Below are 13,425 nucleotides of genomic sequence, written 5' to 3' on the forward strand. Positions count from 1 at the left end.
GCTAGGCGCGCCGCCCCCCCCGCATCGCTTTTCTGCGCTGCACCCCCCCCCGGGGCGGGGGGGGGGGGGGGGGCGGGGGGCGCCCCCCCCCCCCCCCCGACCGGCAACCCGAGGGTGCGGATCCGCGACGTCGAGGTACTGGCCTGCGACTGGTACGTACTGCGCAAGACCACCTTCGACTACCGACACGCCGACGGGCATTGGAGTCGTGAGCAGCGTGAGAACTACGACCGGGGCGACGGCGCCACGATCCTGCTCTACGACGCCGATCGCCGCACCGTGCTGCTCACCCGCCAGTTCCGCCTGCCCGCCTACGTCAACGGGCACCCCGACGGGATGCTGATCGAGACCGCCGCCGGGTTGCTCGACGGCGACAGCCCCGAGGAGGCCATCCGGCGCGAGGCGGCGGAGGAGACAGGACACACCGTCGGCAAACCCGAGTACGTCTTCGCCGTCTACATGAGCCCCGGCTCGGTCACCGAACGCGTGCACTTCTTCGCCGCGCCCTATGGCTCGGGGACCGCCACCGACGCCGGCGGCGGGATCGCCGCCGAGGGCGAGGACATCAGCGTCCTCGAACTTCCCTTCGCCGACGCGCTCGCGATGATCCGGGACGGCTCCATCGCCGACGCGAAGACCATCATGCTGCTCCAATGGGCGGCCCTGGACGGCCCGTTCCGGTCGGACCCGATCGTCGGCCCGGCCGCGAACCGATAGCCCCGGCACCGCCCTCGCCCGCCGTACCGACCCCGAGCGGAGACGGTACGGCGGGCCCGCAGGTGCGGCCCCACCCCGGCGATCGGCGCCGAAGACCCCGCGCACCGGGGCGCCCATCCACGGCCGCGCGTCATCTGCCCAGCAGCGCCTCCGCCACGGCGACCTGCGCGGGGTTCAGCGCGGTCTCGCCGTCCTCGATGTCCCACAGCGCGTTCTGGAGCACCCGGCCGAGCGTCCACCCGGTCGCCCGCCGCCGATCCAGGTCCAGGACCTCGGTCAACAGGTCGAAGCGGCGGAGCACCGTGCGGGTCACGTCACCGCCGGCCACCGCGTCCGCCCATCGGCTGTCCAGCGCCGGCCACAACTCGAACCCCGGGTCGCCGGCCAGCGGTTCGGGATCGATCACCAGCCAGGGTTCGCGCGCCGCGGCGAGGACGTTGTCGTAGTGCAGGTCCCAGTGCAGCAACCGGTCGCCGGGTTCGCCGATCAATTCGGCGACGGCGCCCGCGCAGGTGCGCACCAGGCGTTGTTCGGCCGGGTCGCGCAGGGCCGGCACCGCACGCGGCACCTCGTCGAGCATGGCCGAGGCGATGTCCGCCAGGTGCCGCAGGCCCGCCGGCGCCGGCACCGCCACCAGGCGTGCCATCAACTCGGCGAGGGTTCGCATCGCGTCGTCGTCATCGGGCACCGACGACAACGACCGGGTCGCGTCCAGTCGTTCGAGCAGCATGGTGCCGTCGTCCGGGTCGTGGTCGAGCAGCCGCACGACGCCGTCGCCGTTCCAGGTCCGCAGACCGAGCGCGACACCGGCGTTGTCCTCGGTGGGCTGCTGGAGTCTCAGCACCGCCGGTGTGCCGTCCGCGCGGGTCACCGGCAGCACCAGCGCGGCCATGCCGTGCCCGGCGGGGCCGTCCGGCCGCAGCGACCAGCGATCCAGGGTGTCCGCGGCCAGCCTCGGCAGCGCGTCGAGCCAGGCCAGGGCGTGGGCGCCCTGGCGGCCGTAGGAGCGGGCGAAAGCGGCGGGAACGCCGACGGAAATCGACGTACTCATATCGGGTTTCTCCTTCGTGGGTTCCGGATTCTCACGGGTACGAAGGAGGTGATGGGGGTGCCCGGCAGCCGGGCAGGCGTCAAATCATGGTCTCAGCCTACCCGTGCGTTGCGGCCGGCCGGATCGGTCAGGACACGTCACGCAACAGGCGCCCGGCGTACACGTCGCTCACGTGGCCTCGCAGATGCGCCCAGACCGCGACGGAGCACGGGAACTCGCCGTCCCGGTAGGCGATGAACACGGTCTCCTCGCGCCGGAACAACCCGTGTTCGGCGTCCTGTGGTTCCGGCCAGTCGCGGACCACGGCCGCGGCCCGGTCGGCGTCCACGCAGCGCAGCGGCACCACCGCGAGTTGCTCGTACTCGCGGGGCACGGTGTGCGCGATCACCTGGACGTCGTTCATGTGCCGACCGAACGCGCGCAGGTGATCGCCGCGCTCCCACGGGCGGTTCGAGGCCCACGTACCGCACGAGCAGGTCGCGCGGGTGGCGACGAAGCCGAGTGCGGCGTGGTCTCCGGGGTAGGTGGTGAACTCGATCCGGTGGCGGTCGAGTCGAACCAGTGGGTCCTGGGTGTAGTTCGGCATGCTCATGAGGGTTCCCCCGAGGTGTCGTCGCGTGGTATGGCACGAGCGTAGGCAAGCGCACCGACAACGGCGAGCGGATTTCGGCGCGAGCGCCGGCCGGGGAGATCCGATCCGACGTCAGCCGGACGCGTCGGCCGCCGACACGACGGCTCCGGGTGTCGCGCGATGGCCTCGGCACGCCGCCTCCAGCGCGACCCGCCATTGGTGCTCGGCCCGTTCCTCGTCGCCCAGCGCGCCGCGCAGTTCCAGGCCGGCCAGGCCGTGCACCAGGGCGCTGAGATGGGTGGCCGTGTCGTACGGATCGGTCGGCGCGAACCGGCCGGCGGCCACGCAGCGCTCGACGGTGCGCACCAGGGTCTCGAAGGTGCCCTGGATCCGGGCCAGATCCGCCTCGTCGGGACGGTAGTCGGCGATCGGGCGGCCGAACATCAGGTGGCGCGCTCACCGTTCCCGACGGCGTCGAGGTCCGACGCGGCGACATCGCCACGACCGACGGTGCGAAGGCGGCCTGCGCCGGCGCCGCCGTGGTCTACCACTGCGCGGCTCCGGCCTACACCGCGTGGGTGAGCGAGTTTCCGCGGATGACCGACGCGATCCGCGGCGGCGCGGCGGCCGCCGGGGCCAAGCTGGTCTTCGCGGACAACCTGTTCGCGTACGGGCCGGTGAGCGCGCCGATGACCGAGGACATGCCGTCCGCCGCGAGCAATCCCAAGGGCCGGGTCCGGGCCGCGATGGCGCGCTCGCTGCCGGCCGCGCACGAGGCCGGCGAGCTGCGGGTGGCGATCGGGCGCGCGTCCGACTACTACGGCCCGCGCGGGGTCGACACCACGGTCGGCGAGACCGTGTTCGGCGCGGCGGTGCGGGGCAAGGTCGCGCGCTGGGTGGGGCCCCTGGACCAGCCGCACTCGTTCAGCTACCTCCCCGACTTCGCCAAGGGTCTGGTCCTGCTCGGCGAGGACGCGCGGGCGGACGGACAGGTGTGGCACATCCCCACGGCCGAGCCGCTGACCGGGCGGCGGTTCCTCGATCTGGTCTTCGCCGAGTCGGGCGGCCCGGACAAGTCCGCCTCGGTGAGCCGCACCATGCAGCGCGTGCTCGGCCTGGTGAATCCGACCGTGCGCGCCCTCGGCGAGACCTGGTACCAGCACGACCGCCCGTTCGTGGTCGACTCCACCAAGTTCACCGAGACCTTCGGACCGCTGCCCGCGACCCCGCACGCGGAGGCGATCGCGAGCACCGTCGCCTGGTTCCGCGCCGCGAACGCCTGACGGTCGATTCGCGTCCGCCCCGACCCCGCCGCCGCACGGGCACCCGCGCCGAGTCCGGGCGGGCTCGGCTCCTCGGCCGCCGCCCGGGACTCGGACGACCCGAGCCCGGGGCGGCGGCCGGGCCGATACGCCCGCGCCGATCCCGCCCCGCGCGAAGGCGGGTGCGGGTCGGGCGTCGCGGGCGTATCGAGCAGCCCCCGGGATATCTCAGCGGCTGCCCGTCAGGTGCGCGAAGACGACGACATTCGCGGCGTAGCCCGTGTGCTTGTCGTAGCGACCGCCGCAGGTGATCACCCGCAGCTCGGCGGCGTCGGTCGGGCCGTAGACGACGTCGTCCGGGAAGTCGTCCTTCGGGTAGGACCGGACCGCGTCGACGGAGAAGACCGCGGTGTGTCGGTCCCGCCGTTGTACCTCGATGCGATCGCCCACCCGGAGCAGGCCGAGCTTGAAGAACACCGCCGGGCCCGAGCGGGTGTCCGCGTGGCCCACGGTGATCGCGTTTCCTCGGGCGCCGGGGGCGACGCCGTCGCGATACCAACCGACCAAATTCTTGTTGCCCACCGGGGGCGTGGCCAGCCGGTGGTCCGGACCGATGCCCAGCGGGCTCATCGGCGCGTTGACGCCGATCGACGGGATCTTGATCCGGGTGGCCACCGACGCCGACATCGGGGTGACGTCCACCCGGTGTCCCGCGTCGTTCGGGACGCGGGCGCGAGCGGGCGCCACGTCCGAGACGGGAGCCGGCGGCCGCTCGACCGTGCCGTCACCGGTTCCGTGCTGTACCAGCCACAGTCCGACGACGAGCGCCAACGCGGTCGCTCCGGCCGCGAACGGGCCGGAGCGACGCTTGCGGTGCGCCGGCCTGGGTTCAGTTCGACCCATCGCCGGTGGCCCGGCGACGACGGTGGAGGTAGAAGCCGAAGCCACCGAGGGCCACGCCCCCGACCAGCAGGCCGGCCGTCACCTCACCCGTGTCGACCTGCGAACTACCACCGCCGCCACCGGCGTTGACGCTGCCCACCGGCCGCCCGCCGGTGCTGCCGCTCGTGGTCCCGCCGTTGGTGGTGCCGTTCGGGCAATCGACCTGGAACACCTTCTGCTTGCCCGCCCCCTGCTCGCCCTCGAAGGTCCACACCAGCTTGTACTGCCCGTTCGGCAGCGACAGCGTCGAGGTGTGCCCGGTCCCGTCCGCCGCGAGGGTGATGTTGCCGCCGAGCACGGTCCCGTTGCCGTCGGCCGGCTGCGCGGCGATCGTGTACGTGACCGCCTGGAGTCCGTCGAAGTTGAAGGCCGCCAGGTGGAACTGGCACACCTTGGGCTCGTTGCTCTGGTTCGTCGGCGAAGTGGTGCTCTTGTGCACCTTCACGTCTCCGTTGTCCCCGGGTGCCATCGGGAGCGCGTGCGTCGTGCCGGCACCGGCGAACGTGGCGGCGCCCGCCGCGATCGCGGCGACGGTCAGCCGCCGTAGGCGGGGGGACGGACTGGGGCTGGGGGATGGCATCACAATGGCACTCCACGGGGAGGGTGGACGACGGATCGTCGAATCACCTGAAGACGGGACATTTCGACCGTGACGCGCCCACACATCGCCCCACCGGCGACACGCGCCGCCCCGCCTTGATTTCACCCGTATGCCCCACCGTGCGGCGCCCGTCGCGGTCCGTCACCGCACCCGTGCCACACTCGGCGATATGCCTGTCTCACCACGATTGCGCCCGTTTGACATCGGCTGCGCGCAGGCGTACTCCGAGACTATGCGCGCGCAAGCAGCGGAGCGGCCGCCGCGCCGCACGGTGGAAAGACGCCCGGCCCACGGACGTGGGTGGCGCCCATGACCGGAACCGTGCCCGGACCCGGTTCCCATCCCCTTCGCGCGTTGCGGACCGAGGCCGATCGCCACGAGGAGCCCGACGCGATCCTGGCCGAGTGCTCGACCTCGCTGGACATGGCGGTGCGGGCCACCGGCGCCTACGCCGGGGTGGTCTACCTGCGCTCGCCCGATCGGCGCTCGCTGGTACTGGCCAAGGTCGCCGGGCTGGCCGTGTCGCTGCTCGGCCCGTGGAGCCGAGTCCCGGTGACCGGCGCGCTGCCCGCCCCCGAGGCGTACCGCACCGGGCACACGGTCTTCCTCGCCGACGACGGCGACACCATGCGGCGCTTCCCGCAACTGGCGCTGGGCATGCCGTACGCCTACGCGTCCGCGTCCGCGCCGGTGCGTGCGGGCACCGAGACGTTCGGCGTGGTGACGGTGATGTGGCCCGCCTCGCCCGGCCGGGGCCTGCCCGCCTCCCGGCGCCGAGGACTGCGCGCGGCGGCCAAGCGGCTGGGCAACGCGCTGGGCGCACGGGCCGACCGCGGCGCGCGCATCGAGTACGACGGCCCGCCGACGGTGACGCTGCTGCCCGCCAACACCTTCCCGCTGATCCGGGTCGGCCTGTTCGACTGGAATGTGGCCACCGGCGACTTCGACGCCGACGAGGAACTGTGCGAGCTGTTCGGCGTCGACCCGGCCCGCTTCGATCGACGCGCGACGACGCTGGCCGCCCGGGTGGTCTCCGGCGGCGGGCGCGAGTTCCGCGAGGCCGCGCAGCAGGCCGTGCGCACCGGCCGGGTACTCGCCTGGCGACTCCAGGTGACCGGCCCCGACGGCGCCAACCGCCCCCTGGAGGTGTGGGGGCGGGTGCCCGACGACGAGGTCGCCGGTCGGGCGCGGCACCTGGTGGGCGCGGTGTTGGACCTGGGCACCGGGGCGGCGGCGGCCGAGGCGGTGGAGCGGCTGCGCGACGGCGTGTTCTCGCTCGACCCCGAGGGCCGGATCACCTACGCCAGCCGCAACCTCGCGGACCTGCTCGGCGTCGCGGTGGAGGACGTGCTGGGCCGCACCCCGTGGGATGCGCTGCCGTGGCTGGCCGACCCCTCCTACGAGGACCGCTATCGGGCGGCGATGTTGTCCCAACAGCCCGGATCCTTCCTGGCCCGCACCCCGCGCGACCGCTGGCTGGCCTTCTCGCTGTATCCGGACCCGTACGGCCTGACCGGCAAGGTGGTCCCGGTGGGCGCGCCGCCGGGTGCGGGGGGCACGGTCGGCGGCGAGGCGACCCGGGTGGACACCGAGGCCGCGCCACCCCGGCTCGGCGCGATCTACCACGTGCTCCAGATGGCCGGCGCGCTCACCGAGGCCGTGTCGGTGGGCGAGGTGTGCGAGGTGGTCGCCGACCAGATCCTGCCCGCGTTCGGCGGCCGGGAACTGGCCGTCTACATCGTCCAAGACAAGCGCTTCTTCCTGGCCCTGCAGACCGGCTATCCCGAGGGCTTCCTGGACCGGTTCGAGGGCGTACGACTCGACGCCGCGCTGCCCGGCGTCGAGGCGCTCACCCAGGGCGTGCCGATCTTCTTCGAATCGGCGGAGGAGCTGTCCGCGGCGTATCCGGGCATCCCGCTCGACGAGATGTCCGCGTGGGCGTTCCTGCCGCTGATCGCCTCGGACCGCCCGGTGGGCAGTTGCATCCTCGGCTTCGACCGGCGGCACGCGTTCACCCCCGAGGAGCGCTCGGTGCTCACCGCGCTGAGCGGCCTGATCGCCCAGGCGCTGGAGCGGGCCCGGCTCTACGACGCGGAATTCGCCCTCGCCCGCGGTCTCCAACACGCGCTGCTCCCGCACCGGCTGCCGAATCTGCCGAACCTGGAGGTGGTCGCCCGCTACCTCCCCGGCACTCAGGGCATGGAGATCGGCGGCGACTGGTACGACGTGATCGACACCGGGAGCAGGGTGGTCCTGGTGATCGGCGACGTCGAGGGGCACAGCGTGGCCGCGGCCGGCATCATGGGTCAACTGCGAAGCGCGGTAAGGGCGTTCGCCACCGGCGGGCAGCGGCCCGACGAAGTGGTCCGGTGCACCAACCGGCTGCTCGCCGATCTGGACACCGGCCTGTTCGCCAGTTGCTGCTACATCGAACTGGACCCGGCCCACGGCACGGCCGAGGCGGTGCGGGCGGGTCATCCGCCGCCGCTGCTGCGCGGCCCGGACGGGCGGACCACGGTGCTCGAGCTGGCCGGCGGCACCCTGCTCGGGGTGGATCGGGCCGCCGAGTACCCGGTGACCCGTTTGGCCCTGGATCCCGGCTCGGTCCTGGCGCTGTACACCGACGGCCTCGTCGAGGACGTCGGCGCCGACCTGGACCTGGGCATCGACCGCATGCGCGCGTCCCTGTCGCGCGCCGCCGACGCGAGCCTGGCCGAGCTCGCGGATCGAATGCTGCGCGACGCGGGCAGGTTGACCGAGCGGGCCGACGACGTGGCCGTACTGCTGACCCGTTGGCCGGCGCCCCGGGACGGGCCGCCGGGGTCGGCCGGAACCGGCACGGACCCGGGAGCGGCGGCCGATCTGCGCTGAGCGGCAAACGCGCGACCATGGAAAGAGGAGGAACAGGAGGGCTTGATGGGCACACCCCACACCGCCGGTGCCGACGATGGCGGTGCCGACGCGTCCGCCGTGCCCTGGGGCGCGGACCGGGCGCTGCTCGACCACCTGCTCAACCGGGCACCCATCGGCATGGCGGTGGTCGATCGCGAGCTGCGCTGCGTGTGGCTGAACGACCAGTTGGAACGCAGCGGTGGGATCCCGCGCGCGCTGCGGCTGGGTCGGCGGATAAGCGAGGTGCTGCCCGGCCTGCCGGCCGAGACCATCGAGGCGGTCATGCGCGACGTGCTGGAGACCGGCGTCCCGCTGATCGACCACGAGTACCAGGGCCGCACCGCGAGCGATCCCGACCACGTGCACGCGTACTCGACCTCGTTCTTCCGGCTGGAGGACGGCGCGGGGGCGCCGGCCGGGGTGTGTTACCTCGTGATCGACGTGACCGACCGGTGGCGGGCCCGGCAGCGGCTCGCGCTGCTCAGCGACATCGGCGCGCGGATCGGCACCACCCTGGACGTCGCGCGCACCGCGCAGGAACTCGCCGACGTCGCGGTCCCCGACCTGGCCGACTTCGTCGCGGTCGACCTGCTGGAGCCGGTGCTCAGCGGAGTCGAGCCGGCGCCGGGCCCGGTCCGCCGGGACAACCCCGAGCTGATCCGGCTCGGCCAGCGCTCGGCCCGCGAGGGGCGCGACGGTGCGGCGGCGGGGGCGGGCGGCAACCTGGCCGAGTCGATCGCCCGGATCGGCGAGCCCGCCCCGGTGGCCCCCAACTCCCCCGGCGCCCGCTGCCTGGTCGACGGCAAGGCGGTCCTGGAACCGGTCCTGGACCCGGAGATCCTGCCCTGGCTGGCCGAGGACACGGTGTCCACGGACCGGACCCGCACGGTGGGTCTGCACTCGATGATGGTGGTCCCGATCCGGGCCCGCGGCACCATCCTGGGCGTGACGCACTTCTTCCGCCGGGACACCCCCGACCCGTTCGAGGGTGACGACCTGATCCTGGCCGAGGAGTTCGTCTCGCGCGCCGCCGTGTGCATCGACAACGCGCGCCGCTTCACCCACGAGCACGCCGCCGCACTGGCCCTGCAACGCAGCCTGCTGCCGCACGGGCTGCCTCGACAGACCGCGGTCGAGGTGGCCAGTCGCTACCTGCCCGCCGACGACCGGGCCGGGGTCGGCGGCGACTGGTTCGACGTGATCCCACTGTCCGGGGCGCGGGTCGCGCTGGTGGTGGGCGACGTGGCCGGGCACGGCACGCACGCCGCGGCGACGATGGGCCGGTTGCGCGCGTCCGTACACACGCTGGCCGATCTGGACATGCCACCGGACGAGTTGCTCGCCCACCTCGACGACCTGGTCATCCGGTTCGTCGACGAGGAGGGCATCGGCGAGGGCGGCGTGGACACCACCGCGCTGGGCGCCAGTTGCCTGTACGCGGTATACGACCCGGTCGGCCGGGTGTGCACGATCGCGCGCGCCGGGCACCCGCCGCCCGCTCTGGTCCGGCCCGGCGGCGCGGTGGAGTTCCTCGACCTGCCCGCCGGACCGCCCCTGGGCCTGGGCGGCCTGCCGTTCGAATCGGCCGAGTTCGAACTGCCCGAGGGCAGCCTGTTGGTGCTCTACACCGACGGTCTGGTCGAGACGCGCGATCGGGACGTGGAATTCGGGATGGACCGACTGTGCGCGTCGCTGGCCGACCCCGACCGACCGTTGGACGAGCTGTGTCGCTCGGTCCTGGGCACCCTGTCGCACAATCCGCCGCGGGACGACGTGGCACTGCTCGTCGCGCGCACCCGCACGCTCGACTCCTCGAAGGTGGTGTCCTGGGACCTGCCCGCCGATCCGGCCATCGTCGCCGAGGCGCGCACGCTGGCCGGACGGCAACTCGCCGAGTGGGGACTGGACGACATCGCGTTCACCACCGAATTGGTGGTCAGCGAACTGGTCACCAACGCGATCCGGTACGCCTCGGGGCCGATCCGCCTGCGGCTGATCCGCGACGCCACGCTGATCTGCGAGGTGTCCGACGCCACCAGCACCAGCCCCCGGTTGCGCCACGCGCGCACCTCCGACGAGGGCGGGCGCGGGCTGTTCCTGGTCGCCCAGTTCACCCAGCGCTGGGGCACCCGCTACACGGGTGACGGCAAGACGATCTGGGCGGAGCAGTCCCTGCCCGCACAGGGCTGACCCGGCGCGCGCCGACCGGCTCGCCCCGTTCCGGGCAATCGCCGATCCGGCCGCTCCAACCGACCGGGACCGGCGCGGCGGGGAGTTCGGCGGGCCGCGGCCGGCGCCCCCGCTGATACCGTTTTCGCATGTCAGGAACCATTCCCCGGGAAACAGGAAATGGCCAGGCCTACCGCGGGCGCAACTCCACCGCGGATCGCGCTTTGGACATCCTCCTGCTGTTCGACGAGGAGCGACTCGCGGTGTCCGCGAACCAGGTCGCCGAACACCTGGGCGTCGCCCGTTCCACCGCGTACCGCTACCTGCAGAGCCTGACCGCCAACGGGTTCCTGGAGGAGAACGACGGCGGCTCCGGTTTCCGGCTCGGGCCGCGGGTGCTGGACCTGGCCCGGCTGGCCCGCAAGGGGGTCGGGCTGTCCGACCTGGCCCGGCCGTTGATGCGCGGGTTGGCCCGCGCGGTCGGCCAGCCGGTGCTGCTGACCCGGCGGGCCGGCGAGGCGGTGGTGTGCCTCGAACGCGAGGAGGCGACACACACGCTGCGCCTGTCCTACGAGCGCGGTCAGGTACTGCCCGTCCACGCCGGCGCCGCGGCGCTGCCGTTGTTGGCCTGGGCCGATCACGCCGAGGTGGAGCGACTGCTCGCCCGCCCGCTCCCCCGTTTCACCGACGCCACCGTCACCGATCCCGACGAACTGCGCGGACGCCTCGCCGACATCCGCGCCGAGGGGTACACGGTGGCGCGCGGTGAACTCGACCCGGACGTGCTGGGCATCGGCGCCCCCGTGCGCCGCGAGGACGGCGCCGTCGTGGCCGCGGTGAGCATCGCCGCGCTGTCGCACCGGGTTTCCGACGATCGGGTGCCGGAGTACGTCGCGGCCGTCTGCGCCGCGGCCGCCGAACTGTCCGCCCAGGTGGCCCGGATGGGCCTGTAGGGACGGCTCGGCGCGGTCAGCCGATCACGGGCAGTCGGCGATCGAGGAAGGCGTACGTACGGGCCCACGCGGTCTCGGCGGCCCGGGCACGGTACAGCTGCGGGCGGGCCTCGCACGCGAAGGCGTGACCCGCGTCCGGGTACACGTGGCTCTCGAAGTTCGCGCCGGCCGCGCGCAGCGCTTCGTCGATCGCCTCGACCCGGGGTGCGGGAATGGTCGAGTCCTCGGCTCCCACGTGCAGCAGGAGCGGTGCGTCCAGGTACTTGGCCCGGCCCAGTACGGCGTGCGGCCCCGAGGCTATGCCCGTTCCGTAGAAGACCACGGTGCCGGCGAGGCCGGCGATCGCTGTGGCCGCGGTGAACGCGGCCCGGCCCCCGAAGCAGAAGCCGACCAGTGCGGTGCGGCCGGTGCCGATCGACTCGTGCTCGGCGAGGTGGGCCAACACCGCGCGGATGTCGAGGGCGATCGCCGCCGGGCCGATCGCGTCGATCAGCGACATCGCCTCGGCGCGCTGTTCGTAGTCGAGCGTACGCACCCCGTTGCGATGGAAGAGGTCGGGTGCCAGGGCCAGGTAGCCGCGGGCGGCGAACCGGCGGGTGATGTCCCGGATGTGCTCGTTGACTCCGAACGCCTCCTGGAGCACCACGACGGCACCGGCGACTCGGGCGGTGGGGTTGTCGTGGCCGCCGTCGGGGCCGTGCGGGTGTGCCGCGTAGACCCGCATCGGACCGTCGCCGGTCGGCACGGTGATCCATCGGCCGGAGCCGAGACCGTGGTCGTGGTCGTGGGAGTCGTTCATCTCGAGGTCCTCGACATCCAGGCGATTGCGGTGCGGCGGGTGGCACGGGATACGAGGCCGCCACATCCCACCCTGGTACGCCCGGGCCCGCCGCGCGCGGCGAGACGGCGGCGCGGACCGGGCCCACTCGGTCTTGACAACGGCCGGTGCGCACCACGTCACCGATCGATCCGGCGACCTCGATCAGGGGCGCGCTCCCGGACCGCCCGGGTCCCGATCGACCGATGGCGGGATTCCGGGCGCGTTGAAGGTCAATCTGTCGAAGTCCCGGCCCTGGACGACCGGACCGAGTTGGGTCCCGCCACTGATCGTGTTGTGCACCGCGCCCGACCCGCCCTCTCCCGCCGGGGCCAACTCGTCCAGCAGCGCGCGCAGTTCCGCCGCCACGACCGGATCCTCCCGCAGCAGTCGACGCAGCCTGGTCCGCCACTCGGCCTCGATGTCCGCCGCCACCAGGTCGTCGCCGGCGTCCCGAGCCACGATCAACTCGCGTTGCGAGAGTTCGAGGTCCTCCTCGATCTCGGTCTCTCGGGCCGGATCCCCGTGACCGAACAGGGTGGCGATCCGGGCCCGGGCCTGAGCCCAGGACTCGGAGACCATCAGGCCCACCATCGTGGTCGCGCCGGATGTCGCCAGCGTCATCAGTTCCGCTTCCACGCCGCCCCCCGTAGCCGTCCGCACCGGGACGGGTGGACCCACGCGCGCCCCGCCCGAACCGTGTCGTCGCCGAGTCCGTCCTCCCGGGCCCGCCGTTGCGCGCATTGTTGCCCACATCCGCGCTCGAACACGCCGACTTCGCCGAACTCGACCACATCGCGCGACGCCCGCACGACTCGGCGTGACCCGGCATGACCCGATGTGCTGCCGCCTGCGCGCTGCCGCTCGACCGGTTCGCCGCGGCCCGTCCGGGGGCGATCGGGCGCCGACCGTGGGTCCGACCGCCACCTGACCGGGCAACCGGGGCGCCCTCGCCGCCCTGTGCGGCATCGCTTCCTCGCCCGCTCTCCTGTGGGCGAGCCCGATCCGACACCGGCACGCCCCGGCCCGACGGCGGGTGCGGGAACCGCCTGCCGACCCATCACCCTCCCCACCCGCGGGCCCCTCGGCCGGTCCCTCCGGAAATCCAGGTGACCGCGCCGGAGTTGTCGATCTATGGTGGCCGCATGGACGTGACCTGCAAGCGGATCGGAGCGCCGCGCCCCGCGTTCGGCACCCGGCCGCGAAGCGCGCGTCCGACGTCGAACCGGGAGCCGTGGAAGGGCCGTTGGCCCGATCGCTCCGGGTCGCCTCGCGGCTGATTCGCCACCGGTAGCCAGGGGGACGACACCCGTCGTCCCACCCGCCGGCCCGCGACGCCACAGCCGCCACCGAGCCGACCCGAAGGCCGCCGCCCCGCGCTGAGCCCGGCTCGTCCCGGCTTCGCCGGCGCACGTCGAACCCTCACCGGCCCCCATGCCGCGCCCCCGCG

At 73.4% G+C, this 13,425-nt stretch carries 12 protein-coding genes; 5 read left to right on the forward strand and 7 right to left on the reverse strand.

The window, feature by feature from the left end; all coding sequences use genetic code 11:
- A partial coding sequence (locus ACIRL2_RS07915) for an NUDIX domain-containing protein (RefSeq protein ID WP_402230880.1) occupies positions 1 to 717 on the forward strand: 717 nt, incomplete at its 5' end.
- Positions 718 to 847: 130 nt separating this feature from the next.
- Here the strand turns inward: ACIRL2_RS07915 and ACIRL2_RS07920 are convergent.
- The 3 genes from ACIRL2_RS07920 to ACIRL2_RS07930 all read right to left on the reverse strand — a co-directional run bounded on the left by ACIRL2_RS07920 (position 848) and on the right by ACIRL2_RS07930 (position 2,783).
- Positions 848 to 1,768 carry an aminoglycoside phosphotransferase family protein gene (locus ACIRL2_RS07920; protein ID WP_395858578.1) on the reverse strand — a complete coding sequence of 307 codons (921 nt, stop codon included), beginning with the start codon at positions 1,766 to 1,768 and terminating at the stop codon, positions 848 to 850.
- A 127-nt stretch (positions 1,769 to 1,895) separates the two neighbouring features.
- Entirely contained in the window at positions 1,896 to 2,360 is a 465-nt protein-coding gene (locus tag ACIRL2_RS07925) for a hypothetical protein (RefSeq protein WP_331770643.1), read from the reverse strand.
- Positions 2,361 to 2,471: 111 nt separating this feature from the next.
- On the reverse strand, positions 2,472 to 2,783 hold the full coding sequence (locus ACIRL2_RS07930; protein WP_402230883.1) for a TetR-like C-terminal domain-containing protein: 312 nt from the start codon (positions 2,781 to 2,783) through the stop codon (positions 2,472 to 2,474).
- 50 nt (positions 2,784 to 2,833) lie between these two features.
- Between ACIRL2_RS07930 and ACIRL2_RS07935 the strand changes: the two genes are divergently transcribed.
- Complete coding sequence (locus ACIRL2_RS07935; RefSeq protein ID WP_402231541.1) at positions 2,834 to 3,622, forward strand: NAD-dependent epimerase/dehydratase family protein; 789 nt, start codon at positions 2,834 to 2,836, stop codon at positions 3,620 to 3,622.
- 207 nt (positions 3,623 to 3,829) lie between these two features.
- On the opposite strand, the gene ACIRL2_RS07940 is transcribed toward ACIRL2_RS07935, so the two are convergent.
- The gene (locus ACIRL2_RS07940; protein ID WP_395858581.1) at positions 3,830 to 4,504 is read right to left on the reverse strand and encodes a class F sortase; all 675 of its coding nucleotides are present in this window, start codon (positions 4,502 to 4,504) and stop codon (positions 3,830 to 3,832) included.
- On the reverse strand, positions 4,491 to 5,123 hold the full coding sequence (locus tag ACIRL2_RS07945; protein WP_402230886.1) for a hypothetical protein: 633 nt from the start codon (positions 5,121 to 5,123) through the stop codon (positions 4,491 to 4,493). The genes ACIRL2_RS07940 and ACIRL2_RS07945 overlap by 14 nt, the downstream gene beginning before the upstream one ends.
- Positions 5,124 to 5,453: 330 nt before the next feature.
- Between ACIRL2_RS07945 and ACIRL2_RS07950 the strand changes: the two genes are divergently transcribed.
- The 3 genes from ACIRL2_RS07950 (at position 5,454) to ACIRL2_RS07960 (ending at position 11,158) form a co-directional block, all read left to right on the forward strand.
- Positions 5,454 to 8,015 (forward strand): SpoIIE family protein phosphatase, encoded by a 2,562-nt coding sequence (locus ACIRL2_RS07950; protein ID WP_395858583.1) that lies wholly within the window; start codon positions 5,454 to 5,456, stop codon positions 8,013 to 8,015.
- A gap of 45 nt (positions 8,016 to 8,060) precedes the next feature.
- Positions 8,061 to 10,226 carry a SpoIIE family protein phosphatase gene (locus ACIRL2_RS07955; RefSeq protein ID WP_395859301.1) on the forward strand — a complete coding sequence of 722 codons (2,166 nt, stop codon included), beginning with the start codon at positions 8,061 to 8,063 and terminating at the stop codon, positions 10,224 to 10,226.
- Between the two features lie 128 nt (positions 10,227 to 10,354).
- Positions 10,355 to 11,158 (forward strand): IclR family transcriptional regulator, encoded by an 804-nt coding sequence (locus ACIRL2_RS07960; RefSeq protein WP_395858584.1) that lies wholly within the window; start codon positions 10,355 to 10,357, stop codon positions 11,156 to 11,158.
- Positions 11,159 to 11,174: 16 nt separating this feature from the next.
- On the opposite strand, the gene ACIRL2_RS07965 is transcribed toward ACIRL2_RS07960, so the two are convergent.
- Positions 11,175 to 11,957, reverse strand: a complete 783-nt coding sequence (locus ACIRL2_RS07965) for a dienelactone hydrolase family protein (protein WP_402230890.1) — start codon at positions 11,955 to 11,957, stop codon at positions 11,175 to 11,177.
- Positions 11,958 to 12,140: 183 nt separating this feature from the next.
- Entirely contained in the window at positions 12,141 to 12,614 is a 474-nt protein-coding gene (locus ACIRL2_RS07970) for a hypothetical protein (protein ID WP_402230892.1), read from the reverse strand.
- Positions 12,615 to 13,425: the final 811 nt, after the last annotated feature.

This window comes from Embleya sp. NPDC127516 (genome assembly GCF_044765325.1).
Taxonomy (GTDB): domain Bacteria; phylum Actinomycetota; class Actinomycetes; order Streptomycetales; family Streptomycetaceae; genus Embleya.